The organism is Pseudomonas sp. P4_B4 (assembly GCF_056402255.1).
Genome location: NZ_JBFUHS010000032.1, coordinates 1 through 25,020 on the forward strand (window position 1 = coordinate 1; position 25,020 = coordinate 25,020).

Below are 25,020 nucleotides of genomic sequence, written 5' to 3' on the forward strand. Positions count from 1 at the left end.
AGCAGACTGTGTGAAAACCTAGCAATCTGCTCTCCGGTTAAAGAAAATGCCCGCATCGCAAGATGCGGGCATTTTTCTTATGCGCTATATCCAAGGTGAAGATCGCTGTCAGGGGGCACTGTTTCCAGTGTCACTTGACGAACTTATTCCCGAAGACCATCTGGTTCGGGTGATTGAGGCTTACATTTCCCGCCTCGATCTGGCACTGCTGGGTTTCGACAAAGCCAAACCCAAGGCCACCGGGCGGCCCTCGTACGACCCCGCCGATCTGCTCAAACTCTACCTGTACGGCTATTTCCAGCGCATCCGGTCTTCACGGCGACTTGAGGCTGAGTGTCAGCGCAATGTCGAGGTCATGTGGCTGCTCGCTCGCTTGGCGCCTGACTTCAAGACCATTGCCGATTTTCGGCGCGACAACAGTGCCGCCTTTACTACTACTTGCCGCGCCTTTGTTCAATTTTGCCGGCGAGTCGGCCTGATTGCCGGTGATCTGGTCGCTATTGATGGCAGCAAGTTTCAGGCGGTGGCGTCGAATCGCAAGCACATGACGCCGAAAAAGCTCAAACACCAGGAAGCTGCTCTCGACAAGCGGATCGCTCGTTATTTGGCGCAGCTGGAGGAGTCGGACCGTAGCGAAGAGGGTGAGCCCATTGACCGCTCAGCTGTGCAAACAGCGCTTCATGAGTTGCAGGTAAAAAAGGCAAATAACCAGACCTGTCAGGTGCTGATGGAAGCTCAAGGTCTGGTTCAACACATCGTTGGTGAGTCCGAAGCCCAGAAAATGCGGACGCCTTCTGGCAAGTTCGTGGCTTACAACATCCAAAGCGCCGTGGATGCTGAGCATTGTCTGATTTTGCACCATGAGGTGACTCAGGATGGCGCAGACCGGCAGCAGCTTGAGCCGATGGCAAAAGCCGCCAAAGATGAGTTACAGCAACCGCAATTAAACGTTACTGCCGATGCCGGTTACTCTAATGGCGAACAGTTTCAGGCCTGTGAAGACGCAGGTATCACCGCTTTTGTGCCCCCTAATCGGTCGGTTAACAATCAAGGTGGTGCCACTGAGTTTTTCGGTCGTAAGAACTTCAAATACGAGGAGGAAAGCGATGCTTATCAATGCCCTGCCGGCAAGTGGCTAACGCTCAAGCAGTTGAATAAAGGTGACCGGATCTATCAGGCGACTGTCGCCGATTGCAGCGTTTGCCCATTAAAAAGCCGCTGTACCAAAGCAAGTCGCCGCTACTTAACCCGCCATACTCACGAAGCCGCCTTCGAGCGAATGGAGCAACGAATGCGGGCCCATCCCGAGATGATGGTCAGCCGGCGATCCATCGTCGAACACCCTTTCGGTAATCTCAAGCAATGGCTATTTGGAAATGGCCGGTTCTTGCTGCGTCAGTTGAAAGGCGCCAGAGCTGAAATGGCACTGGCGGTGCAGGCCTATAACTTGAAAAGAGCAATCAAGGTACTGGGAGCGCGTCAATTGATGGCATTGATGGACTGAAAAGTCCTTTTTTCCTGAGCTCCTCAGAAAAACAAATGCCCCGACAAGTCGGGGCATTTGTTTTTGCCTTGGCAGGCTGCGTTTTCACACAGTCTGCTTGAGGCGCCGCTTTTGTATCTGTTCACCACAGGTTTGCGGTTATTCAAACCTGAGTACTGATCCACGACACCAGCAGCGCCATCCCCATGCAGGCAAAACCGAAGATGTAGAAAAACCGGTTCATGCGTAAGGTCGCCCAGTCCAGCGTGGGCTCTACGTTGGGGCTGCTCTGGCGCTGCGCCTGCAAACTGGCCATCGCGCGCAGTTCGCGACGACGGGTGGCGTGCAGCAACCAGCCGCCCGGGAAGGCAAAGAGCAAGGCCAGCAGATTGATCAATTTGGCGGGATGGGCAGTAAACAGCGTCATCAAGTGCAGCGACATCACAAACCTCAAGTAAAACAGGTGGCAGGTGCCGGGCCGGCGACCGCGGCGCGGATTCTACCGAAAGCCTGCGCACCTGCCCTCTGTTTCCGACAAATAACGAAGCTTTTGATCAATGGCTGTCCTGAGTCACGGCTTCGTCATCTGTATCGGCGATCATGCGCGCCTCGAAACCGACAGGGACCACGTCATGCTCCACGCCGAAAACCAGGATCGTCTTTACCTCATCACCCCCAGCGAAGAACAACAAGCCCTCGTCGGCAGCCTCGCCTTCAACGTTCAGGATCGCCATTGGCTGGTGTATTGCGCCTTGGGCGGGCATCAGCATGCGGATTTGCCGGAGGCGGATTTGCTGACGGGTGTGAGCGTGCTGGACTTTTACTCCGAGGCCGCCTGACACCACCATTCCCACATTTGATCATGTGTGAATCTGACTCAATGCTCACAAAAAAGCCCGGGACCATCACCGGCACCGGGCTTTTTCACATCCAGCGAAGATTACTCGCCGAGAATCTGACCCACGGTCGGGTCCTTGAACAGGCGGGTCAACGCATCGCTCAGCACATCGCTGACCAGCTTGGTGTTGGTTTCCTGGTTCGGCGCCATACCGAAGCGCTGGTCCAGGGACGAACCATAACGGCCGCTGTAGCGACGGTTGGCGTTCTGTACATCGGAGCGGAACGTCGCGCCGATGGTGGCTTCGGTCACGTACATGCCTTCCTTGGGCGACTGGTACTTCAACTCCGTCAGGGTCACGGTCAGTTGCGGTGCGTTCATGGCGTTGTTCGTCGGGGTAAAGCCCAACAGCCGCACGGCGGCTTCAGCCTGGGCCTGCAGCTTCGGCAGGATCTGCGCGCTCTGCACGGTGATTGCGCTGGTTTCCGGATACAGGCCACCACGGGTGCCCAGCGTCGGCGACGGGCGACCGTCCACTACACGCACCACGACGGGCTGACCATGGCCGACCGGGGCCAGTTGAGTGGTCAGCTTGGGTTCCGGGCTCAGTTGTTGCGGGCTGTTGGCGCAGCCAACCAGAGTCAAACTGGTCACAGTGATCAAACCGAACAACAGGCGTTGCAACATGCTCTTCTCTCCAGAATCAGGCACAAACAGGCCGGCAGTATAGCGGTGCTCCGCTGCCGGGAACCAGCACCTGACAGTGATAACTGAAATGTCTGACCATCCTATTTGAGAGCGGTTTCCTGTCACCAAGATGTCACTACTCAGACACTTGCGCGTCATCACCCGTGCGCTATGTTGGCGTTAGTCACCTAATACGGTAATCATCATGCGCCATTTGATTTCGCTGTTCGCGCCACGCCCTCTGCATCGCTGCTTCGCCCTGCTCGACCGCAACGGCCACTGCCAGGCCTTCAAGCAGTGCAGTCTCCAGCCCATGGGCGATGGCTGGGTTGAAATCGAAGAGATCCGCCTGAACTGGCTGAATCAGCCGCTGCCTGCCGGCGCCCGGGTCGTTTCGCAGCAGCTACAGCCACGCTCGCGTGCACAGCAACTGATGACGACCTGACCAAACACCTAATAAAAGTCATTAAACACGACCATTTCCCTGCGTTTCTTAGATACAATCTCCCCCCGATTATAAGGACGTCTCCTGATCGGGCCTCGCAGCATCGTCAATGCGCTTGCATTGACACCCCGCACCGCCCACAGAGAGCCGCCCACACAGATCGAGTGAAGCTGGCGCGCTTGCTGTTTTGTTGAGCAAGACCTCCACTTTTCGCGAATCTGCAGAGCTGTCATTACGCTCGGTCACTGAGCTGTTTGCCCGTTTTGCCTGCCCTGTATCCCATGGCGGCAATCCATCCGGGCACGGTGCCAGGCTGGGACAGCCCTTTTTGAGGTTCACGTCTTCAAAAGAGCGTGAAAAAAACGGGTTTTCACAACTTCACAAGAGTGTGGCGAGCAAATGAATAGTTTTGCGTCTGAACATGCACCATTAGCGTCTACAACAGCCCAACGACACAGGACCGAGTATTCCTCGAACACCGGAGCCTGAAGCCTGTCCGCTACGGATTTGGTTGCACAAACGGATGTATCGACCATAAGTCGAATTGCCTCCCGCGCGCTGAAATGAGTTCATATGGCTCATAGGCCCGGCAGGTAGCGTCCGTCGAAGTTGCGATAAATTGCGAAGATTCGGACATGGCGATCCTGCCATGGGTACCTGGGGCAACACTGACACGCCCCGTCACTCCTGGCAGCCATGCCGACAATTTGGTGCTGCAGATTTTGGAGACGCGTTAAATGGCGCATAACGAAGCAGTCGACGTAGTACTGGTTGGGGCCGGCATCATGAGTGCCACCCTTGCAGTACTGCTCAAAGAGCTCGACCCCGCGATCAAGCTGGAAGTCGTCGAGCTGATGGATTCCGGTGCCGCGGAGAGTTCCAACCCGTGGAACAACGCCGGTACCGGTCACGCCGGGCTGTGTGAGCTCAACTACACGCCGCAGGCCGTCAATGGCGCCGTCGACATCAAGAAAGCCGTGCACATCAACACCCAGTTCGAGGTGTCGAAGCAGTTCTGGTCGTACCTGACCAAAAAAGGCACGTTCGGCTCGTGCAAATCGTTTATCAGCCCGGTGCCACACCTGAGTTTCGTGCAGGGCGACAGCGGCGTGTCCTTCCTCAAGGAACGCTTCAAGGTGCTGAGCAAGCACCACGCCTTCGCCGACATGGAATACACCGAAGACAAGGCCAAAATGGCCGAGTGGATGCCGCTGATGATGCCTGGCCGCGATCCTGGCGAAACCCTCGCCGCGACCCGCGTGATCAATGGCACCGACGTCAACTTCGGCGCCCTGACCAACCAGTTGCTCAAGCACCTGACCAGCGCACCCGATGCCCATGTCAAGTACTGCAAGCGCGTGACCGGCCTCAAGCGCAGCAACGGCGGCTGGACCGTCAGCATCAAGGACGTCAACAGCGGCAACACCCGTGAAGTCGATGCGAAGTTCGTCTTCCTCGGCGCGGGCGGTGCGGCACTCCCGCTGCTGCAGGCCTCGGGCATCGAAGAAAGCAAAGGCTTCGGCGGCTTCCCGATCAGCGGCCAGTGGCTGCGTTGCGACAACCCGGAAGTGGTCAAGCACCACCAGGCCAAGGTCTACAGCCAGGCTGCCGTGGGCTCGCCGCCAATGTCCGTGCCGCACCTGGACACCCGCGTGGTCGAAGGCAAGAAGTCCCTGCTGTTCGGACCATACGCCGGCTTCACCACCAAGTTCCTCAAGCACGGTTCTTTCATGGACCTGCCGATGTCGGTTCGTGCCGGCAATATCGGGCCGATGCTGTCTGTGGCAAAAAACAACATGGACCTGACCAAGTACCTGGTCAGCGAAGTGATGCAGTCGATGGAGCAGCGCCTGGAATCCCTGCGTCGCTTCTACCCTGAGGCGAAAGCCGAAGACTGGCGCCTGGAAGTGGCCGGCCAACGGGTACAGATCATCAAGAAAGACCCGAAAAAAGGCGGCATCCTGCAATTCGGTACCGAACTGGTCGCGGCCAAGGACGGTTCCCTGGCGGCACTGCTCGGCGCTTCGCCAGGTGCCTCGGTGACCGTTTCGATCATGCTTGAGCTGATCGAAAAATGCTTCCCGAGCAAAGCCAAGGGCGAATGGGCTACCAAACTGGCAGAGATCTTCCCGGCCCGGGAAAAGGTCCTGGAAACCGACGCTGCGCTGTATCGCAAGATAAACACGCAGAACAACGTTGCCCTGGAACTGGTTGAAGCCAGCAGCGAGACCGAAAGCTACGCTTGATTCGGCTCCATGAAAAACGCCCCACTCTCATCGAGAGCGGGGCGTTTTTTTATGGCCGGCGAAACCATGTTTGTGGCGAGGGATCAGCCGCGAGCCTTTTCGATCAGCTCGATGTAATCCGCCGCATTGCGCTGATCCTTGATCAGGGCAATGAAGTTATTGCCGTGCTCATCCTTGCCATTCACGTCGTAACCCGCTTCGACGAAGAACGTCAGAAAGCGCGCGAAATCGTCGATGCGCAGGCCACGGTAGGCCTTGACCAGTTTGTGCAGGGACGGAGAAGTCGCGTCGACCGGTTCAAAATCGAGGAACAACTTGATCTGCTCATCGCCGATCTCGTCACCAATCACTTGTTTTTTATCTTTACGCATTGCCGACTCCAGCTCGCAGACATTTCACGGGGCGGGCAGTTTACCCCCGCGCAGGCACAGGGCTCAACGCGGACGAGTGCTGCCGGTGTGCAGATCGGCCCAAACATGACCATTGGCGTAGCTGAGAAACTGGCAATACACCGTGTCATTGCGCAACAAGTCGATCACCACCCGGTATTGCGCCAGCGGGTAATAGAGGGTCAGGGTCTTGCTCGGCACATCGTAAACCGGCTTTTTCAGGCTTTTGCTTTCACCATCGAAGTTGACCAGTACCTGATTGATGGTGGCGCCCTTGTTCAGGGATTTACCCTTGAGACGAATCATTAATGGGGACGTGACCGGAATCGGCTGTTGATTGGATTGACGCTGAGCACCGACCACCACCGAATAATCGGTGACCTGCATCAGTTGCTGCTGTTCGGGGTCGGCATCGCGCAGAGCGAGATCGTCCGGCGGCAGGAATTGACTGTGCATGGGCGCCGGCGCGGCGGCCAGGGGCAGGCTGAGGGTCAGCAACAGGGCGGCGCAGCAGCGGATAAAAGGGCTCATGGCTGGCTCCGGAGGGCGGGTGTAGGAGCAAGCTCGCTCCTACAGGTTACAGATGGTGAAAATCAATCGAACTGCGCGCGCATCCAGGCCTGATACTCGGCAACACCGGGCTCGCCTTCGCGCGGCGCCCAATGCGCAAGCTCACCTTCACCAACCGGACGGTAAGGACCGGCCTTGCATTCGAACATCAGGCTGTCGGCCTCCAGCACCACCACACCGTGGAACACACCGGTTGGCAGGTCCACGCCAACACAGTCGCCACCGGCCTGCAGCACGGTCTTGCTCAGCACCGCACCGGTCTCGTCAAAGATCAACACGCCCAGCCGACCCTTGAGGACCAACAGGGTTTCGGCCTTGTTGTCGCCCAAATGCCGGTGAGGCGGGATATACGTGGACGGCTGCAACCCCACTGCCATGCGATGGCAAGCGTCTTCCATCTGATGGAAGTTGTGATGCTGGCGCCCGCGAGGATTGGCCGCGGCTTTCCCGGCCAGCTCGGCGAACAAGGTCTGATCCAGAAAGCGAGGCGTATCCATGTCTTACATTCCTTTAACGGCGAAAATCCCGTTGGCATTACGCCAGTAGCCTTTGTAGTCCATACCGTAACCGAAGATGTAGCGGTCGATGCACGGCAGGCCGACGAAATCGGCCTTGAGGTCCGGACGGGCCTTGCGGTCGTGGTCTTTGTCGATCAGCACGGCGGTGTGCACTTTGCGGGCACCGGCGTGTTTGCAGAAGTCGATGATCGCGCCCAGGGTGTGACCTTCATCGAGGATGTCGTCGATGATCAGCACGTCACGGTCGATGAAGGAAACTTCCGGCTTGGCTTTCCAGAACAGGTCGCCACCGCTGGTTTCGTTGCGATAGCGGGTGGCGTGCAGGTAGGACGCTTCCAGCGGGAAGTCCAGGTAGGTCAGCAGCTTGCCGGAGAAAATCAGCCCGCCGTTCATCACGCAGAACACCACCGGGTTGCTGTCGGCCATTTGTTCGTTGATTTGTGCACCGACGCGGGCGATGGCCGCCTCGACTTCAGCTTCGGTGTACAGGCAGTCAGCCTCTCGCATGATTTGACGGATATGCTCGAGATCAGCGGACATGGCGCTCTCCAGGGGGTTTGAGGGGGAGGGACGGATTCGGAAAAGCGGGCAAAGGTACGCATCAAGCGAGGCCAGATCAAGCGTTTGTGGACTAACGTACTGTATGTCTATAGGACAACACCCTCGGATAGATTAATCTAGGCCGGTTTTTTTGCCCGCCGCCGGAGCCTTTCCCCATGCCCATCCATGAGATCCGCCACCCGCTGATCCGTCATAAACTTGGCCTTATGCGCCGCGCAGACATCAGCACGAAGAATTTCCGTGAGCTCGCTCAGGAAGTCGGCGCCCTGCTGACCTATGAAGCCACCAAAGACCTGCCGCTGGAATCCTACGATATCGAAGGCTGGTGCGGCACTGTGTCGGTCGAGAAAATCGCCGGCAAGAAAATCACTGTAGTGCCGATCCTGCGTGCCGGTATCGGCATGCTCGAAGGCGTACTGAGCCTGATCCCGGGCGCCAAAGTCAGCGCCGTCGGCGTGGCTCGCAACGAGGAAACCCTCGAGGCCCACACCTACCTCGAGAAGCTGGTGCCGGAAATCGACGAACGCCTGGCCATGATCATCGACCCGATGCTCGCCACCGGCGGCTCGATGGTTGCCACCATCGACCTGCTGAAAAAGGCCGGCTGCCGCGACATCCGAGCCATGGTGCTGGTTGCCGCGCCGGAAGGCATCGCCGCCGTAGAGAAAGCTCACCCGGACGTGATCATCTACACCGCTTCCATTGATCAAAAACTGAACGAACACGGTTACATCATCCCAGGGCTGGGCGATGCCGGTGACAAGATCTTCGGCACCAAGCAGAAGGACGCGTGACCATGCAGCAAGAGTTCAACGATCCGCTCTGGCGCACGGTGCTGTCGGGTGCACAGATGCTGTTCGTGGCCTTCGGCGCCCTGGTGTTGATGCCGCTGATTACCGGTCTCGACCCGAACGTGGCGCTGTTCACGGCCGGCCTGGGGACGATCCTGTTCCAGATCGTCACCGGGCGTCAGGTGCCAGTGTTCCTGGCATCGAGCTTTGCCTTCATCACCCCGATCATTCTCGCCAAGGGCCAGTTCGGCCTGGCCGCGACCATGGGCGGCGTGATGGCGGCGGGTTTCGTCTACACCTTCCTCGGCCTCGCGGTGAAGATCAAAGGCACCGGGTTCATCGACCGCCTGCTGCCGCCTGTGGTGATCGGGCCGGTGATCATTTCGATCGGCCTGGCCATGGCGCCGATTGCCGCCAACATGGCCATGGGCAAGGCCGGCGACGGCAGCGAATTGATCCATTACCAGACGGCGATGCTGATTTCGATGCCCGCGTTGCTGACCACCCTGATCGTCGCGGTATTCGGCAAGGGCATCTTCCGCCTGGTGCCGATCATCTCCGGCGTGCTGGTGGGCTTTGGCATGGCATTCTACTTCGGCGTGGTCGATACCGCGAAGATTGCGGCGGCACCGTGGTTCGCCATCCCGCACTTCACCGCGCCGGAATTCAACTGGCAGGCGATTCTGTTCATCGTTCCGGTGGCCCTGGCCCCGGCCATCGAACACATCGGCGGCGTGATTGCCGTGGGTAGCGTGACCGGTCGCGATTACCTGAAGAAACCCGGCCTGCACCGCACTCTGCTCGGCGACGGCATTGCCACCACGGCGGCCGGTCTGTTCGGCGGCCCGCCCAACACCACCTACGCCGAAGTGACCGGCGCGGTGATGCTGACCAAGAACTACAACCCGAAAATCATGACCTGGGCGGCGATCTTCGCCATCAGCCTGGCGTTCATCGGCAAGTTCGGCGCACTGCTGCAAAGCATTCCGGTGCCGGTGATGGGCGGGATTCTGTGCCTGTTGTTCGGTTCGATTGCCGCGGTGGGGATGAACACGCTGATCCGCCACAAGATCGATCTGGGCGAGGCGCGCAATCTGGTGATTGTTTCGGTGACCCTGGTGTTCGGGATCGGCGGCGTGCTGATCGGCACCGGCACCGGGCCGGACGATTTCGGCCTCAAGGGCATCGCGCTGTGCGCGGTGGTGGCGATTGGCTTGAACCTGATCCTGCCGGGCAATGACAGCTGGAAGCACAAGAAGGCGAATGAGCCGCTGATCTAAGCAGGTTCGGATTCTTCGCTGACTGAAAGACCCTCTTCGCGAGCAAGCCCGCTCCCACATTTGGAATGCATTCCACCTGTGGGAGCGGGCTTGCTCGCGAAGCTTTTAAAGCGTCAACGGCGCTCGCTCGCACAACGCACTCAACGCCCGCGCCCAATGCGGATCATCGTTGAGGCACGGCACCAGCACCAACTCCTCTCCCCCCGCTGCGCGGAATTGTTCTTTGCCGCGATCACCGATCTCTTCCAGTGTCTCGATGCAATCGGCAACGAATGCCGGGCACATCACCAGAATCTTTTTCACCCCGCTTTTGGCCAATTCATCGAGGCGCACTTCGGTGTAGGGTTCGATCCATTTGGCGCGCCCCAGACGCGACTGGAACGACACCGACCACTTGCCCTCCGGCAACCCCATGCGCTTGGCAAACTCTGCCGCCGTGCGCAGGCATTGGCCGCGATAACAGGTAGCGACCACCTCCGGCGGCGCCCCGGCACAGCAATCACCGCCGCCCTCGAAGCTGTGTCCGGGGTTGAGTTTCTTCAGATGCCGTTCCGGCAAGCCGTGAAAGCTCATCAGCAAGTGATCGAAATCCTGCTCCAGATAGGGCTTGGTCGTGGCCATCAGCGCATCGAGGTATTCCGGTTGATCGTAGAACGGTTGCAGCACCGACAGCTGCACGTCGAGGTTTTTCTCGCGCACCACACGTTTGGCCTCTTCGATGACTGTGGTCGTGGTGCTGTCGGCGAACTGTGGATAAAGCGGTGCCAGCGTGATTCGCTTGTGCCCCGCGGCGGCCATGCGCATCAGTGTCGATTCAATCGACGGCTCGCCGTAGCGCATCGCCAGTTCGACCGGGCCGTGCTGCCATTGACGGGTCATGGCTTGTTGCAGGCGGCGGCTGAGCACCACCAGCGGCGAGCCCTCGTCCCACCAGATCGAGGCATAAGCATGGGCCGACTGCTCGGGACGCTTGATCAGGATCAGCGACACCAGCAGACGTCGAACCGGCCATGGCAGATCGATCACGTACGGGTCCATCAGAAATTGATTGAGGTAGCTGCGCACATCCGCCACCGAGGTGGAGGCAGGTGAGCCCAGGTTGACCAGAAGCAACGCGTGATCGGTCATGCAACGTCCTATTTCAAAGGCGACCGGACAGATCGTCCAGAGCCGCGCGCAAATCCGTGAACTTAAAAGTGAAACCAGCCTGTAACAAACGCACCGGAGTGGCGCGCTGGCCGCCCAGCAACAGCAAGGACAACTCACCCAGTCCCACCTTCAATGCGAAGGCCGGCATCGGCATGAAGGTCGGGCGACGCAGCACGCTGCCCAACGCCTTGGCAAACTCGAGGTTACGCACCGGTTTGGGCGCGCACGCATTATAGGGACCGCTGGCCTCGTTGCGATGCAGAAGAAAATCAATCAGGGCGATTTGATCGTCGATATGAATCCACGGCATCCACTGCCGGCCGTTGCCGATCGGCCCTCCCAGGCCCAGTTTGAACGGCAGTAACAGCCGCGACAAAAAGCCGCCTTCCGCCGACAGCACCAACCCGGTACGGATGAGGATGACGCGAATGCCCAGCGCTTCAGCCCGCTGTGCAGTCTCTTCCCAGGCGATGCATAACTGGCTGGCGAAATCTTCGCTGACCGGCCCCGAGTCCTCGGTCAGTTCGCGCTCGCCACCGTCGCCATACCAGCCGACAGCCGAACCGGAAATCAAGGCCCGTGGTTTCTGCTCGCGACTTTCGAGCCACGCCAGCAAGGTTTCGGTGAGGGTGATGCGGCTGCTCCACAACAAGGTTTTACGCTTGTGTGTCCAGGGCCGGTCGGCAATCGGCGCTCCGGCCAGATTCACGATCGCATCGATCTGCTCCTGCCCCAGATCCTCCAGCCGGGCAACTCCACGCACTTGGGCACCACATATTTTCGCGACTTTTTCAGGCTTGCGACTCCAGACTGTCAGGCGATGTCCCTGGCCCAACCAGTGCCGGCAGAGCTGACGTCCTATCAAACCAGTACCGCCGGTCAGCAATATGTGCATGACTTCTCCCTCGTGTGGCGTTTTACCTTGTCCATTAGTCTATTTTTATAAGCAGGGATCTTTGGTATCGAACAGGCGCTATGTTTAACAATAGGCCAAGCTGTCAGATCGAGAGCGCTAAAAGTTATACCAAAAAACAATATTGTACAGGTTTGAACCCCGGCGTAGTCTGTACAGAAAGGTAAACGAGGCCCCTATGACTGTACCTATCGCAATCATCGGCACCGGCATTGCCGGACTCTCCGCCGCCCAGGCCCTGACTGACCTCGGGCATGTGGTTCAACTGTTCGATAAAAGTCGCGGCAGCGGCGGGCGCATGTCGAGCAAGCGCAGCGATGCGGGTGCTCTGGACATGGGCACGCAGTATTTCACCGCGCGTGACCGGCGTTTTGTCAACGAAGTCCAGCGCTGGCAAGCCAAAGGTTGGGTCGCCGAGTGGACGCCGCAGCTGTACACCTACCATGGCGGCCAGCTCAACCTGTCGCCGGACGAGCAGACCCGCTGGGTCGGCACGCCGCGCATGAGCGCCATCACCCGCGCCCTGCTCGGTGACCTCGAAGTGCATTTCGCCTGCCGGATCACCGAGGTCTATCGCGGTGAAGAACACTGGCACCTGCAGGACGCCGAGGGCTTCACCCACGGACCGTTCAGCCACGTGGTCATCGCCACGCCGGCCCCACAGGCCACGGCTCTGCTGGCATCAGCGCCGAAACTCGCCGGGGCCGCCGCCGGGGTGAAAATGGACCCGACCTGGGCCATCGCCCTGGCCTTCGAAACGCCGCTGGAAACGCCCATGGAAGGCTGCTTCGTACAGGACAGCCCCCTCGACTGGCTGGCCCGCAACCGCAGCAAACCCGGGCGCGATAACACCCTCGACACCTGGGTGCTGCACGCCACCAGCGCCTGGAGCCGACAACACATCGACTTGTCCAAGGAAGCCGTGATCGAACAACTGCATGGCGCCTTCGCCGAACTGCTGCACGATTCCATGCCCGCGCCGAGCTTCAGCCTCGCCCACCGCTGGCTCTACGCCCGCCCCGCCAGCAGTCACGAATGGGGTACCCTGGCCGACGCCGACCTGGGGCTGTACGCCTGTGGCGACTGGTGCCTGTCCGGACGCGTCGAAGGGGCCTGGCTCAGCGGTCAGGAAGCCGCCCGCCGCTTGCATGAGCACCTGCAGTAAAGAGCATCGATCCGAGCAAATCGCTGCTGTCGCCATGGACAGCAGCCCGCCACAAAACTTATACACAACATTTGACTTGTACAACTTCGAACCTATGATGAAGTTATCTTGTACAGACTCGACCGCCTGCACAGGTTCAGATTCGAGGTGCTCCGATGTCCCATGCCCCCGCCAAACAGAAAATCGCCATCGACGCCTGCCTGCTGCACCCGGACTTGCCAGCGGAAGAAGACAGCCGGCTCAATGATCCGGTGCTACGGGAAAACTTCCTCACCCGCGCGTTCGCTTACAGCGCCTGGCAGCAGCTACGCCAGGAAGGCCTGACCCGGCGCGGTCTTACGGACTTTCACTCGCGCTACAAATACCTGCTGATGGCCCACAACCCGGTGCAATACAAAACCCTGGGCCACCTGCTGGGCAACATGGGCCATACCGATCCGCAGGAACTTGGTCCCCGCTATTTCAGTGAACTGATGGCGGCGCTGAAAAAGTGCGCCACCCGCCGGACCCATACCAACGTCCTGCAACACCTCAGTGGCTACTTGAAACAGGCCATCAGCCACGAAGACAAGCAGGAAGTGCAGCACGTGATCAACCAGTACCGCCTGGGCATCGTGCCGCTGGTGGTGCCGCTGACGCTGCTCAAGCATCACTTTCGCCAACACCCCGATCCGTACATCGCACAGCAGGTTTACCTGCAACCGCACCCGGAAAACCTCAGCCTGCGAAACGCCATCTGATGAAAAAAGCACTCGACACCAGCGCCCGCGAAGACCTCGGCGATGACTTTAAAAAGGCGTTGAACGAAGGCTGGTTGCCGATCCGTGAGGTGGCGCGGCAAACCGGGGTCAATGCCGTGACCTTGCGCGCCTGGGAGCGGCGCTACGGCCTGATCGTGCCGCTCCGCACGCCCAAGGGCCATCGGTTGTTCTCGGCCGACCATGTACAACGCATCCGGACCATCCTCACCTGGCTCAACCGTGGCGTTGCCGTCAGCCAGGTCAAGCCATTGCTCGACACGCCGCAAGCCTTCAGCGAGTCCGTCGACAACGATTGGCACGCCTTGCAGCAAACGTTGCTGCAGGCGGTCAGCGGATTGCAGGAACGCGCCCTGGATGACAGCGTCAATCAGGCGATGGCGTTGTATCCGCCGCGAACCCTGTGCGAGCACTTGCTGATGCCCTTGCTCGCCGCTCTGGAGCAACGCTGGCAAGGCCAGTTCGGGGCGCAGATGGAGCGGGGCTTTTTTTGTGCCTGGCTGCGCAGCAAGTTCGGCGCGCGCATCTACCATAACAATCGTCAGTTGCGCACCGCGCCGCTGCTGCTGGTCAACCACTCGGACCTGCCCGTGGAACCGCACCTGTGGCTCACGGCCTGGCTGATCAGCAGCGCGGACTGCCCGGTGGAGGTCTTCGACTGGCCGCTGCCTGTCGGCGAACTGGCATTGGCGTTCGAACTGCTGCAACCCCGTGGGGTTCTGCTGTACTCAAGCAAAGCCCTGAATCTGGCGCAGCTGCCGAAACTTTTCAAAGGCGTCAGTTGCCCAAAAATGATTGCCGGACCAACGGTATGCATCCACCACACCGAGTTGTCCGCAAGTACTGCCGAGATCGCTGATCTGTACCTGGCCGAAGATCCGTTGTCGGCACATCAGGCACTCGTTCAGCACGGGCTGATTTAAATGAATAGCGCGGATACCAAAATGCAATTGATCTGGCTGCGCAGTGACTTGCGCCTACATGACAACACCGCCCTCTCGGCCGCAGCGGCTCGCGGCCCCTGCGTGGCGGTGTATCTGCTGAGTCCGGAACAATGGCTGGAACACGACGATGCGCCCTGCAAAGTGGACTTCTGGTTGCGTAACCTGCGCGAGTTGAGCCGCGAACTGGGTCAACTGAACATTCCCCTGCTGATCCGCCAGGCATCGCGCTGGGATGACGCACCCAGCGTATTGCTGAACCTGTGCCGACAGTGGCAGGTCGACGCGCTGTATCTCAACGAAGAGTACGGCATCCACGAATCCCGTCGCGATGCAGCGGTCGCCCGGACGCTACAGGCCGAAGGCATCGAAGTTCGCCGCTACCTCGATCAATTGTTGTTCAAGCCAGGGAGCGTACTGACCCGCACCGGCACTTACTTTCAGGTCTTCAGCCAATTCCGCAAAGTCTGCTACGAACGACTGCACCACTCGCTGCCCAGCCTGGTCCGCGCGCCGCACAAACAAGCGCCGCTGAACATTGCCAGCGATCCGATCCCCTTGAGCGTCGACGGCTTCGCAACACCTGCTGACAACCTGCGCAACCTGTGGCCGGCGGGCGAAGCGGAAGCCCGGCATCGCCTCGACAGCTTTAGCGTTGCGCAGATCGAGCACTATCAAAGCGAACGGGATTTCCCGGCGAAGCCCGGCACCAGTCAGCTCTCGGCCTATCTCGCCGCCGGGGTGATTTCTCCACGCCAATGCCTGCACGCGGCCCTGCAAAGCAATCAGGGTGAGTTCGAAAGCGGCAAGACCGGCGCCGTCACCTGGATCAACGAACTGCTTTGGCGCGAGTTCTACAAACACATCCTGGTGGGCTACCCACGGGTTTCCCGGCACCGCGCGTTTCGCCCGGAAACCGAAGCGCTGGCCTGGCGCAACGCCCCCGAAGAACTGGCCGCCTGGCAACAGGCGCGCACCGGCTTGCCGATCATCGATGCCGCCATGCGCCAACTGCTGGCAACCGGCTGGATGCACAACCGCCTGCGCATGGTGGTGGCGATGTTCCTGAGCAAAAACCTGCTGATCGACTGGCGCGAAGGCGAACGCTTTTTCATGCGTCACCTGATCGATGGCGACCTGGCGGCGAACAATGGTGGCTGGCAGTGGAGTTCGTCCTCCGGCACCGACTCGGCGCCCTACTTCCGGATTTTCAACCCGCTGAGCCAGTCGGAAAAATTCGACCCCGAAGGCGTGTTCATCAAACAATGGCTGCCGGAACTGGCCGGGCTGAATAAAAAAGACGTGCACAACCCCGCCAATCTCGGCGGCCTTTTCGGTGTTGTGGATTACCCCTCACCGATCGTCGACTTGAGCACATCCCGTACGCGCGCGTTGACGGCATTCAAAAACCTGCCCTCGCTGCAATACGCCGCCGCTGGGTCATGAGTTACCGCCACCGGGATAACCTCGATGCCGGGGCTCTGTTTTATGAACATTTACCCGTATTGGGCCGGGCAATTGCCTGGCTGAAAAGGAGATTGGGATGAGTCGCACACCCGCACGACGTTACTGGCTGACCGGCGCCAGCAGCGGCATCGGTGCCGCCCTGGCCGAAGAAATCCTGAAAACCGGTGCGCACCTGGCCGTCAGTTCGCGCACCGTGGAACCACTGAAAGACTTGTCGCTACGTTATCCGGGACAGGTACTGGTGGTCGCCGGGGACCTGACCAACAGCCAGACCGTGCGCGAGATCGGCGAGCAGATTGCCGAGGACTGGGGCTCGCTGGACACCGTGATACTCAACGCAGGCACCAGCGAGTACGTGGATGCCAAGCAGTTCGATGCGTCGATTGTCGAGCATGTGGTGCGCACCAACCTGTTGGCCAGCAGCTATTGCATCGAAGCCGCCTTGCCCTTGCTGCGGGCCGGCACCGCACCGCATATGGTGGCCATGGCCAGTACGGTGACTTACCTGCCGCTGCCCAAGGCAGAAGCGTACGGCACCTCGAAGGCCGGGCTGCGTTATCTGCTCGAATCCCTGCGCATCGACCTGGCCCCGGAAGGCATAGAACTCACGGTGATCAGCCCCGGCTTTGTCGAAACGCCGCTGACGGAGAAAAACGACTTCTCCATGCCATTGAGCTGGCCGGTGGAAAAAGCCGCACGGCACATCTTCGAAAAACTCAGGGAACGCCCGCTGGAAATCGTTTTCCCGGCAGCGTTCATGGCTGCCCTCTGGCCGCTCTCCAAACGGCCGAATCGCGTGAAACTTGAGATCGGCAAACGCGTGTCGCGCAGCCAGCCACCGATCAAGGATCAATCCTGAAAGTCGCCAGCATCGGCGGCGGTATCCCGGACGTTCCGATACTTGAGCGTCCGTCAGACCTTTCACACAGCACACGGTGACTGCCTTACACTGCGCGCCATGAAAACCATCCCCCATACGCAAATCGCGGAACCCGCGGTCACATGCTCGACCTGCGCAGCCTGCTGCTGTCAGCTCGAAGTCATGCTGATCACCGATACGGGTGTGCCTGAACGATTCATCGATACCGATGACTGGGGCGGGGAAGTCATGTTGCGTCTGGACGACGGCTGGTGTGCCGCACTGGATCGCAACACGATGATGTGCACTATCTACGAAAAACGCCCGCTGATCTGCCGAGAGTTCGAGATGGGCGCACCGGAGTGCATTGACGAACGCCAGGGAATTTCGACAGCGTATCGCTGATTTCAGAATCACCTAGGAACAAATGTGGGAGCGGGCTTGCTCGCGAAGGCGGCGTGTCAGTCAACAGGGATGTTGAATGTTCCACCGCTTTCGCGAGCAAGCCCGCCCCCACATTGGTGTGTATTCAGCAGTTACAACGGCAACGTGTAATGCAGCGAGTAGCTTTCTACACCGTCGTTGGAACTGGCGAGGCCGGCGTTGGAATAGTGCGTCGCGCGGATCCCGACCTCATGACCGCCATTGAAGCGCAGGCCAAAACCGAACCGGTCTTCAAACTGGAAGGCACTGCCGATGTTGTTGTCTTCGAGTCGGGTATTGGAGAACACCGCCACGCCAATGCCTGCTTCAACGTACGGTTTGACGTTCTGACCGGCAAATTCGTAAACGAACACCGGAGAGAACGACAGGCTGTTATTGCTCGAGGTCTTGTCGCCTTCCCAATAGGTGTAGGCGCCGCTCCAGTAACCGGTCACGCGACCGACGTCACTCTGCCACCAACTCTGGTCCCAATCGAATTGCATGCCCAGTCGATACGTCATGGTCGAATCGCTGGTCTGACCAACCGCGAACTCCACACCTGCCGCCTGAGCGGTAAAAGTGTGCCCCATTAATGCGGCCGCAATCGCGGCCAAACAGAATAGTCGCTTCACGAGAAACTTCCTTTTCCGAACGATTTCGTATGATTTTTTTGTTGCCCAGCCCTGCAAAGCTATAGAAGTCAGCGATTAATCAGAAATTCACCCGACTTTTCGTATTCCCCCAGTCAATCTTCTACCTGTTGAAGCTTCGCACAACGCCACAGGTATTCCACAGTATCGGCAAGATATTTCTGAAATGAACCGGATCGGCGCTGGTCCAGAACTGTGCCTCACGAGCAGGCCCCTCGGCCAGCAGCTCGCCTTCGGCCAGCAGACGCTGAAGTTGCCGCGCGACGGCGGCGCCGGTGTCGATCAGGCTGATGTCCTCGGGGATCATCTGCCGCAGCATCGGCTTGAGAAAGGGGTAATGGGTGCAGCCGAGAATCAGGGTGTCGGCGCCGGCGGCCAGCAGTGGCTCGACATACCCGGCCAACAGCTGGCGCAACTCGGGGCTGCGCAGGTCGCCGTTTTCAATCAGCTCCACCAGCCCGGGACAGGGCTGGGTAATGACTTTCACGTCCGTGGCGAAGCGGTCGAGCAATGCGGCGAACTTGGCGCTCTGCAAGGTACCGGTGGTGGCCAGCACCCCCACCACGCCGGAACGGGTTGCGGCGGCGGCCGGTTTGACTGCCGGCTCCATGCCGACAATGGGCCATTCTGGATAGTCGCGACGCAAGTCGGCGACGCCGGCCACCGTCGCCGTGTTGCACGCCAGCACCAAGGCCTTGGCGCCCTGCTGTCGAAAGAATTCAGCCATCACGCTGCAACGCTGTTGGATAAACTGCGAGGTTTTCTCACCATAGGGAACATTCCCGCAGTCGGCGACGTACAGGAGAGACTCATTGGGCAGCAAACGCTGGATCTCGGCCAGTACCGAGAGCCCGCCGACACCGGAGTCGAACACGCCAATCGGCGCTTCACGCATGTTTCGACCCACAGACGCTGCAACCCGGATCGCGCTTGACCCGCAACTCACGGAAGCGTGTGCTCAAGGCATCGATCAGCAGCAGGCGCCCCACCAGCGGCTCACCGAATCCGGCCAGCAACTTCAACGCCTCCAGCGCTTGCAAACTGCCAACCAGCCCCACCAGCGGACCGACTACGCCAGCCTCGCTACAGGTCAATTCGGCTTCGCTGCCGTGCCCGTATAAACAGTGGTAGCACGGACTCTCCGGCCGACGCGGATCGAACACCGACAGTTGCCCTTCGAGGCGAATCGCCGCGCCGCTGACCAGCGGTTTGCCGGCGGTTACGCAAGCGGCGTTGACCGCTTCACGGGTGGAAAAATTGTCAGAACAATCGAGGACCAGATCCACCCCGGCCACCACGGCGGCCAGCGAATCCTCATCCAGCGCCGCACGATGAGCGATCAACTGGATCTCGGGATTGATCGCGCTCAGGCGCTTGATTGCCGAATCGACCTTGGACATGCCGACGCTGTCGGTGTCGTGAATGATCTGGCGTTGCAGGTTGGTCAGGTCGACCGTATCGAAGTCCGCCAAGTGCAATTCGCCAACACCAGCGGCCGCCAGATACAGCGCCACTGGCGCGCCAAGGCCGCCAAGACCGACGATCAATACGCGGCTTTCCTTGAGCCGCAATTGGCCGTCGATATCGATGTGTTGCAGCAGAATCTGCCGGCTGTAACGCAGCAATTCCTGATCATTCAGCACGGCAGGCGCCCCAGACTGATGCGTTGGTGACCGCCCAAATCGGTGCGGCTGTGGACTTCTTCAAAACCCCGGGTCAGCAGCAAATCGCGAACCGCCTCGGCCTGATCGTAGCCATGTTCGAGCATCAGCCAACCACCGGCATCCAGATGGTCCGGTGCCTGGGCGACGATCAGGCGCAGATCGTCGAGCCCATCCACACCGGCCACCAGGGCGCTGGCCGGTTCGAAGCGCACATCGCCCTCGACCAGATGCGGATCGGTCGCTGCGATGTAGGGCGGATTGCTGATGATCAGTTGAAAACGCTGACCTTCCAGGGCGCTAAACCAATGACTGCTCAGCACTCTGGCGTTGCCCAGGTGCAGGCGCTGGCGATTGCGTTCGGCCAAGGCCACGGCTTCCAGAACACGATCCACGGCGGTGACATTCCACGCCGGACGCTCACTGGCCAGGGCCAGGGCAATTGCGCCGCTGCCGGTGCCAAGGTCGAGTACCTTGGCCGGTGTGGCCGGCAACAACTCCAGCGCGGCTTCCACCAGCAGTTCGGTGTCGGGGCGCGGGATCAGCGTGTGCGGCGCCACTTCCAGGTCCAGCTTCCAGAAACCCTGCTGGCCGAGGATATAGGCCACCGGCTCACCACTGCGGCGGCGCTGCAAATATTCGGCAAACGTCAGCGCCGCTTCGCTCGGCACGATGCGCTCCGGCCAGGTGTGCAGGAAACTGCGGGACTTGCCCAAGGCCGCCGCCAGCAGCAATTCGGCATCCAGACGCGCCGTCGGCGAGTCGGGCAAATCAGCGGCGCGCAACAAACTGGCAATGATCGTCATTTACTCACCTATCGCTGCCAGTTGATCGGCCTGGTACTCGGCCAGCAACGGCTCGATCACCGCCTCGACGCCGCCGGCGAGGATCTCGTCGAGGGAATACAAGGTCAGGTTGACCCGGTGGTCGGTGACCCGGCCCTGGGCAAAATTGTAGGTGCGAATGCGCTCTGAGCGGTCGCCGGAGCCGACCAGCAACTTGCGCTCACTGGCGATGGCATTGGCCGCAGCGGAGGTCTGCTGATCGTTCAGCTTGGCCGACAACCAGGACATCGCCCGGGCGCGGTTCTTGTGCTGTGAACGTTCTTCCTGGCACTCGACCACGATGCCGGACGGCAAGTGCGTAATGCGGATCGCCGAGTCGGTCTTGTTGACGTGCTGGCCACCGGCACCGGAGGAGCGATAGGTATCGATGCGCAGGTCGGCCGGGTTGATCTCGATGGCTTCCTGTTCGTCCGGCTCGGGCAACACCGCCACGGTGCAGGCCGACGTGTGGATGCGGCCCTGGGATTCGGTCGCCGGCACCCGCTGCACGCGGTGCGCACCGGATTCGAATTTCAGCTTGCCGTAGACGTTGTCGCCCTCGACCCGGGCAATCACCTCTTTATAGCCACCGTGTTCACCCTCGTTTTCCGAGAGGATCTCCACCCGCCAGCCACGACGCTCGGCGTAACGCGAATACATGCGGAACAGGTCGCCGGAGAAAATCGCCGCCTCGTCGCCGCCGGTACCGGCACGGATCTCGAGGAACACGTTGCGCCCGTCGTTCGGGTCCTTGGGCAGCAGCATGCGCTGCAGGTCGGCTTCGAGCGTGACCAGGCGCTCCTTGGCCTCGCGGACTTCTTCCACGGCCATTTCACGCATGTCCGGGTCGCTGTCCTTGAGCAGTGCCTGGGCGCCTTCGAGGTCGTCCTGCACTTTCAGCAGTTCTTTATAGACGCCCACGATCGGTTCGACTTCCGCATACTCCTTGGAATAGGTGCGGAACTTGTTCTGATCGGAAATGACCTCGCCGTCGCCCAGCAGGGCGGTCAACTCTTCGAAACGGTCCTGGAGGATATCCAGCTTATTGAGCAGTGACGCTTTCATTGCGGTTTTTTATCCGAAAAGCTATCCGATGAGCCCTCACCGAGGGCAAAGAGTTCCTGGGCCATCGCCAGCGCATCCAGGCGACCTTCGGCAGAGAGCTTTTTCAACTGCACGCTCGGTGCATGCAACAGTTTGTTGGTCAGCCCGCGGGCCAGTTGCACCAGCACCTCTTCGGCACTGCTGCCATTGGCCAGCAGGCGCTGGGCCTTTTGCAATTCTTCGTCGCGTATGCGTTCGCTCTGTTGACGATAGGCCTTGAGCACGTCCACCGCCGCCAACTCGCGCAGGCGGACCATGAAATCTTCGGCACCGATCGAAACCATCTCTTCGGCGGCCTGGGCTGCGCCCTGGCGGCTCTTGAGGTTCTCGGCGACCACTTCGTGGAGATCATCGACGCTATAGAGGTAAACGTCGTCCAACTCGCCGACTTCTGGCTCGATGTCACGCGGAACGGCGATATCCACCATGAAGATCGGTTTGTGCTTGCGCAGTTTCAAGGCGCTTTCCACTGCACCCTTGCCGAGAATCGGCAATTGACTGGCGGTGGAACTGATGACGATATCGCTGCGCACCAGCTCTGCCGGAATATCCGACAGCAACACCGCATGGGCGCCGAACTGCTCGGCCAGAATGCTCGCGCGCTCCAGGGTACGGTTGGCGACCACAATGCGTTTCACACCCAGGTCATGCAGATGGCGGGCGACCAGGGTGATGGTCTCGCCGGCGCCGATCAACAAGGCCTGGCTGCGTTGCAGGTCGCTGAAAATCTGCTTGGCCAGGCTCACCGCGGCAAACGCCACCGACACCGGGTTCTCGCCGATGGCCGTGTCGGTGCGCACCTGCTTGGCCGCATTGAACGTGGCCTGGAACAAGCGCCCGAGCAATGGCCCGATGGTCCCGGCCTCGCGGGCCACGGCATAGGCCGACTTCATCTGGCCGAGAATCTGCGGTTCGCCCAACACCAGCGAGTCGAGCCCGGAAGCCACCCGCATCATGTGACGAACTGCCGCATCATCTTCATGCACATAGGCGCTTTCGCGCAGCTCGTCGTAGCTCAAATGATGATATTCGGCCAGCCAGTGCAGCACGATGTCCGCCGACAGGTGATCCTGTTCTATATAGAGTTCACTGCGATTGCAGGTGGAGAGGATCGCAGCTTCGCGGCTGTCGGTGAGTCGGCAGAGCTGCTGCAAGGCCTCAACCAGCTGCTCAGGGGTAAAAGCCACGCGCTCGCGGACGTCTACTGAAGCAGTCTTGTGGTTAATACCGAGTGCAAGGAAGGCCATTCAAAGTCGCTGATTGTGACGTGAAGCCGACAATTGTCCTACTTCGACGGAATCAGAACAACTACTCGATATCTATCGCGCCGGAAGGTGACGCCAACGTTGCGAGCAGTTCTCGTTTACACATAATTCCTGTAGGAGCTGGCTTGCCAGCGATGAGCTGACTGGCGCCGCTTCTTTCCTGTAAAAACGCGTCATCGTTAGCGACCATCGCAGGCAAGCCAGCTCCTACAGGGGCGGTGTTCATGCGAAAATGCCGGGCCGGTTATGTTTGGCCGAAAGCTTGTGTCATGATGATCCGACCGCAGGTTAGTCGTCCTCTTCCTATATGAATAGATCTTCCGCGTTGCTCCTCGCTTTTGTCTTCCTCAGCGGCTGCCAGGCCTTGGCACCCGTTTCACCGGACGGCACGTCACCGGTTGGAGACAGCACCCCGGCCCCTGAAAAGCCCAAGGTCTACAGCTCATTCAGCGAGGAAACCATCTTCAGCCTGTTGAGCGCCGAACTGGCTGGCCAGCGCAATCGTTTCGACATTGCCCTGGACAACTATGTGACCCAGGCCATCAATACCCAGGATCCGGGCATTTCCGAGCGGGCATTCCGTATCGCCGAATATCTGGGCGCCGATCAGGCAGCCCTGGACACCGCGCTGATCTGGGCCAAAAACGCCCCCAACGACCTCGAAGCGCAACGCGCCGCCGCCGTGCAACTGGCACGCGCCGGGCGTTATGACGACTCCATGGTCTATATGGAGAAAGTCCTGCAAGGCAAGGGCGACACCCATTTCGATTTCCTTGCGCTGTCCGCGGCCGACACCGACCAGGACACCCGCAACGGCTTGATGAAAAGCTTCGACCGTTTGTTGCAACGCCATCCGGACAACGGCCAGCTGATTTTCGGCAAGGCCTTGCTGATGCAACAGGATGGCGATGCCAAAGGCGCGTTGAAGCTGCTGGAAGACAATCCGCCTGAAAACGGCGAAATCGCGCCGATCCTGCTGCGCGCGCGGCTGTTGCAAACCCTGAATCGCGGTGACGAAGCCTTGCCGCTGCTGCAAAAAAGCATCAAGAAATACCCGGACGACAAGCGCCTGCGCCTGACTTACGCACGCATGCTGGTTGAACAGGACCGCATGGACGACGCCAAGGCCGAGTTCTCGAGCCTGGTTCAGCAATACCCGGAAGACGACGAACTGCGTTACTCGCTGGCACTGGTCTGCCTGGAAGCCAAGGCCTGGAACGAGGCCAAGGGTTATCTTGAAGACCTGATCGCCCGGGAAAGCCACGTCGACTCGGCACACCTGAACCTCGGCCGCATCGCCGAAGAACAAAACGACCCGCAAGGCGCATTGATCGAGTACGCCAAGGTTGGCCCGGGCAACGACTTCCTGCCGGCGCAATTGCGACAGGCCGACATCCTGATAGACAACGGCCGGACCGCCGAAGCGCAAAGAAAGCTGGCGGCAGAGCGCGACGAGCAGCCGGATTACGCGATCCAGTTGTACCTGATCGAAGCCGAAACCCTGTCCGCCAACAATCAGGGCGACAAGGCCTGGAATGTTCTGCAACAAGCCTTGCAGCAATATCCGGACGATTTGAACCTGCTCTACACCCGCGCCATGCAGGCGGAAAAACGCAATGACCTGGCGCAGATGGAAAAAGACCTGCGCACGATCATCAAGCGCGACCCGGACAATGCCATGGCGTTGAACGCCCTCGGCTACACCCTGTCCGACCGCACCACGCGCTACGCCGAAGCCAAGGCCCTGATCGAACAGGCGCACCAGATCAGTCCGGAAGACCCGGCGGTACTCGACAGCCTTGGCTGGGTGAATTACCGCATGGGCAATCTCGACGAAGCCGAGCGCCTGCTGCGCCAGGCCCTGGAACGCTTCCCCGATCAGGAAGTCGCCGCTCACCTGGGCGAAGTCCTGTGGGCCAATGGCAAGCAGCGTGAAGCCAAACAAGTCTGGGGCAAGTTCCTCAAGGAACAACCCGACAGCCCGGCCCTGCGGGGCACCATCAAACGCCTGACCGGATCAGAGACTCTTTAAG

General features: G+C 59.8%; 26 protein-coding genes and 2 pseudogenes. 14 read left to right on the forward strand and 14 right to left on the reverse strand.

Translation table 11 applies throughout. The features are described 5' to 3' along the window. Nucleotides 1-79 precede the first annotated feature (79 nt). On the forward strand, nt 80-1,504 hold the full coding sequence (locus AC1DVE_RS25250; protein ID WP_477784287.1) for an IS1182 family transposase: 1,425 nt from the start codon (nt 80-82) through the stop codon (nt 1,502-1,504). 142 nt (nt 1,505-1,646) lie between these two features. Here the strand turns inward: AC1DVE_RS25250 and AC1DVE_RS25255 are convergent, their stop codons facing one another. Next, nucleotides 1,647-1,925: a hypothetical protein gene (locus AC1DVE_RS25255; RefSeq protein ID WP_007979321.1), complete on the reverse strand. Its 279-nt coding sequence runs from the start codon at nt 1,923-1,925 to the stop codon at nt 1,647-1,649. A gap of 190 nt (nt 1,926-2,115) precedes the next feature. Between AC1DVE_RS25255 and AC1DVE_RS25260 the strand changes: the two genes are divergently transcribed. After that, a complete protein-coding gene (locus tag AC1DVE_RS25260) occupies nt 2,116-2,322 on the forward strand; it encodes a hypothetical protein (protein WP_116264400.1) in 207 nt (68 codons plus the stop codon). A gap of 101 nt (nt 2,323-2,423) precedes the next feature. Here AC1DVE_RS25260 and AC1DVE_RS25265 read toward each other — a convergent pair whose 3' ends face one another. Then, a complete protein-coding gene (locus AC1DVE_RS25265; RefSeq protein ID WP_046041886.1) occupies nt 2,424-3,008 on the reverse strand; it encodes a YajG family lipoprotein in 585 nt (194 codons plus the stop codon). 205 nt (nt 3,009-3,213) lie between these two features. Here AC1DVE_RS25265 and AC1DVE_RS25270 point away from each other — a divergent pair, with 205 nt between their 5' ends. Then, complete coding sequence (locus AC1DVE_RS25270) at nt 3,214-3,453, forward strand: hypothetical protein (protein ID WP_223454755.1); 240 nt, start codon at nt 3,214-3,216, stop codon at nt 3,451-3,453. Nucleotides 3,454-4,190: 737 nt separating this feature from the next. Further along, nucleotides 4,191-5,699 (forward strand): malate dehydrogenase (quinone), encoded by a 1,509-nt coding sequence (gene mqo / locus AC1DVE_RS25275; RefSeq protein WP_223454753.1) that lies wholly within the window; start codon nt 4,191-4,193, stop codon nt 5,697-5,699. Nucleotides 5,700-5,782: 83 nt separating this feature from the next. Here mqo and AC1DVE_RS25280 read toward each other — a convergent pair whose 3' ends face one another. The 4 genes from AC1DVE_RS25280 to AC1DVE_RS25295 all read right to left on the reverse strand — a co-directional run bounded on the left by AC1DVE_RS25280 (nt 5,783) and on the right by AC1DVE_RS25295 (nt 7,716). Then, a complete protein-coding gene (locus tag AC1DVE_RS25280; RefSeq protein ID WP_223454751.1) occupies nt 5,783-6,070 on the reverse strand; it encodes a PA4642 family protein in 288 nt (95 codons plus the stop codon). Nucleotides 6,071-6,133: 63 nt separating this feature from the next. Next, nucleotides 6,134-6,619: a hypothetical protein gene (locus AC1DVE_RS25285; RefSeq protein ID WP_223454749.1), complete on the reverse strand. Its 486-nt coding sequence runs from the start codon at nt 6,617-6,619 to the stop codon at nt 6,134-6,136. A gap of 62 nt (nt 6,620-6,681) precedes the next feature. After that, complete coding sequence (locus AC1DVE_RS25290) at nt 6,682-7,155, reverse strand: WbuC family cupin fold metalloprotein (RefSeq protein ID WP_223454748.1); 474 nt, start codon at nt 7,153-7,155, stop codon at nt 6,682-6,684. Between the two features lie 3 nt (nt 7,156-7,158). Next, entirely contained in the window at nt 7,159-7,716 is a 558-nt protein-coding gene (locus tag AC1DVE_RS25295) for a hypoxanthine-guanine phosphoribosyltransferase (RefSeq protein WP_223454746.1), read from the reverse strand. A 176-nt stretch (nt 7,717-7,892) separates the two neighbouring features. On the opposite strand from AC1DVE_RS25295, the gene upp reads away from it, so the two are divergent. Together upp and AC1DVE_RS25305 are read left to right on the forward strand one after the other, a co-directional pair. Continuing rightward, nucleotides 7,893-8,531 carry a uracil phosphoribosyltransferase gene (gene upp / locus AC1DVE_RS25300; RefSeq protein WP_046041879.1) on the forward strand — a complete coding sequence of 213 codons (639 nt, stop codon included), beginning with the start codon at nt 7,893-7,895 and terminating at the stop codon, nt 8,529-8,531. Nucleotides 8,532-8,533: 2 nt separating this feature from the next. Next, nucleotides 8,534-9,808, forward strand: coding sequence for a uracil-xanthine permease family protein (locus tag AC1DVE_RS25305; RefSeq protein ID WP_150728001.1), 1,275 nt, complete (start codon nt 8,534-8,536; stop codon nt 9,806-9,808). A 105-nt stretch (nt 9,809-9,913) separates the two neighbouring features. On the opposite strand, the gene hemH is transcribed toward AC1DVE_RS25305, so the two are convergent. Then, nucleotides 9,914-10,936 carry a ferrochelatase gene (hemH, locus tag AC1DVE_RS25310; RefSeq protein ID WP_223454744.1) on the reverse strand — a complete coding sequence of 341 codons (1,023 nt, stop codon included), beginning with the start codon at nt 10,934-10,936 and terminating at the stop codon, nt 9,914-9,916. Between the two features lie 13 nt (nt 10,937-10,949). Next, on the reverse strand, nt 10,950-11,852 hold the full coding sequence (locus AC1DVE_RS25315) for a TIGR01777 family oxidoreductase (protein ID WP_223454742.1): 903 nt from the start codon (nt 11,850-11,852) through the stop codon (nt 10,950-10,952). A gap of 196 nt (nt 11,853-12,048) precedes the next feature. Between AC1DVE_RS25315 and AC1DVE_RS25320 the strand changes: the two genes are divergently transcribed. From AC1DVE_RS25320 to AC1DVE_RS25350, 7 genes and pseudogenes are all read left to right on the forward strand, one after another. Continuing rightward, complete coding sequence (locus AC1DVE_RS25320) at nt 12,049-13,035, forward strand: NAD(P)/FAD-dependent oxidoreductase (protein WP_046041875.1); 987 nt, start codon at nt 12,049-12,051, stop codon at nt 13,033-13,035. A gap of 197 nt (nt 13,036-13,232) precedes the next feature. Then, nucleotides 13,233-13,775: pseudogene (locus tag AC1DVE_RS25325) on the forward strand (YbgA family protein); the annotation flags it as partial. Further along, a complete protein-coding gene (locus AC1DVE_RS25330; RefSeq protein ID WP_223533239.1) occupies nt 13,775-14,716 on the forward strand; it encodes a MerR family transcriptional regulator in 942 nt (313 codons plus the stop codon). The pseudogene AC1DVE_RS25325 and the gene AC1DVE_RS25330, both read left to right, overlap by 1 nt. Nucleotides 14,717-14,737: 21 nt before the next feature. Continuing rightward, a complete protein-coding gene (phrB, locus tag AC1DVE_RS25335; RefSeq protein WP_223533240.1) occupies nt 14,738-16,180 on the forward strand; it encodes a deoxyribodipyrimidine photo-lyase in 1,443 nt (480 codons plus the stop codon). A 2-nt stretch (nt 16,181-16,182) separates the two neighbouring features. After that, nucleotides 16,183-16,281, forward strand: a pseudogene (locus AC1DVE_RS25340) (transcriptional regulator); the annotation flags it as partial. Further along, a complete protein-coding gene (locus AC1DVE_RS25345; protein WP_223454736.1) occupies nt 16,278-17,060 on the forward strand; it encodes an SDR family NAD(P)-dependent oxidoreductase in 783 nt (260 codons plus the stop codon). The pseudogene AC1DVE_RS25340 and the gene AC1DVE_RS25345, both read left to right, overlap by 4 nt. A 99-nt stretch (nt 17,061-17,159) precedes the next feature. Continuing rightward, entirely contained in the window at nt 17,160-17,465 is a 306-nt protein-coding gene (locus tag AC1DVE_RS25350) for a YkgJ family cysteine cluster protein (protein ID WP_007981864.1), read from the forward strand. 131 nt (nt 17,466-17,596) lie between these two features. Here AC1DVE_RS25350 and AC1DVE_RS25355 read toward each other — a convergent pair whose 3' ends face one another. The 6 genes from AC1DVE_RS25355 to hemA all read right to left on the reverse strand — a co-directional run bounded on the left by AC1DVE_RS25355 (nt 17,597) and on the right by hemA (nt 22,969). Then, the gene (locus tag AC1DVE_RS25355; RefSeq protein WP_223454734.1) at nt 17,597-18,115 is read right to left on the reverse strand and encodes an acyloxyacyl hydrolase; all 519 of its coding nucleotides are present in this window, start codon (nt 18,113-18,115) and stop codon (nt 17,597-17,599) included. Nucleotides 18,116-18,236: 121 nt separating this feature from the next. After that, the gene (gene murI, locus AC1DVE_RS25360; protein ID WP_477784283.1) at nt 18,237-19,028 is read right to left on the reverse strand and encodes a glutamate racemase; all 792 of its coding nucleotides are present in this window, start codon (nt 19,026-19,028) and stop codon (nt 18,237-18,239) included. Beyond that, nucleotides 19,021-19,776: a molybdopterin-synthase adenylyltransferase MoeB gene (locus AC1DVE_RS25365; protein WP_223454730.1), complete on the reverse strand. Its 756-nt coding sequence runs from the start codon at nt 19,774-19,776 to the stop codon at nt 19,021-19,023. Before AC1DVE_RS25365 ends, murI begins: the two co-directional genes overlap by 8 nt. Then, nucleotides 19,770-20,600, reverse strand: coding sequence for a peptide chain release factor N(5)-glutamine methyltransferase (gene prmC / locus AC1DVE_RS25370; protein ID WP_223454728.1), 831 nt, complete (start codon nt 20,598-20,600; stop codon nt 19,770-19,772). The genes AC1DVE_RS25365 and prmC overlap by 7 nt, the downstream gene beginning before the upstream one ends. After that, nucleotides 20,601-21,683, reverse strand: coding sequence for a peptide chain release factor 1 (gene prfA, locus AC1DVE_RS25375; protein ID WP_090457658.1), 1,083 nt, complete (start codon nt 21,681-21,683; stop codon nt 20,601-20,603). It lies immediately after the preceding gene. Next, entirely contained in the window at nt 21,680-22,969 is a 1,290-nt protein-coding gene (gene hemA / locus AC1DVE_RS25380; protein ID WP_223454726.1) for a glutamyl-tRNA reductase, read from the reverse strand. The genes prfA and hemA overlap by 4 nt, the downstream gene beginning before the upstream one ends. 325 nt (nt 22,970-23,294) lie before the next feature. Between hemA and AC1DVE_RS25385 the strand changes: the two genes are divergently transcribed. Beyond that, a complete protein-coding gene (locus tag AC1DVE_RS25385; protein ID WP_223454725.1) occupies nt 23,295-25,019 on the forward strand; it encodes a tetratricopeptide repeat protein in 1,725 nt (574 codons plus the stop codon). Nucleotide 25,020 lies beyond the last annotated feature (1 nt).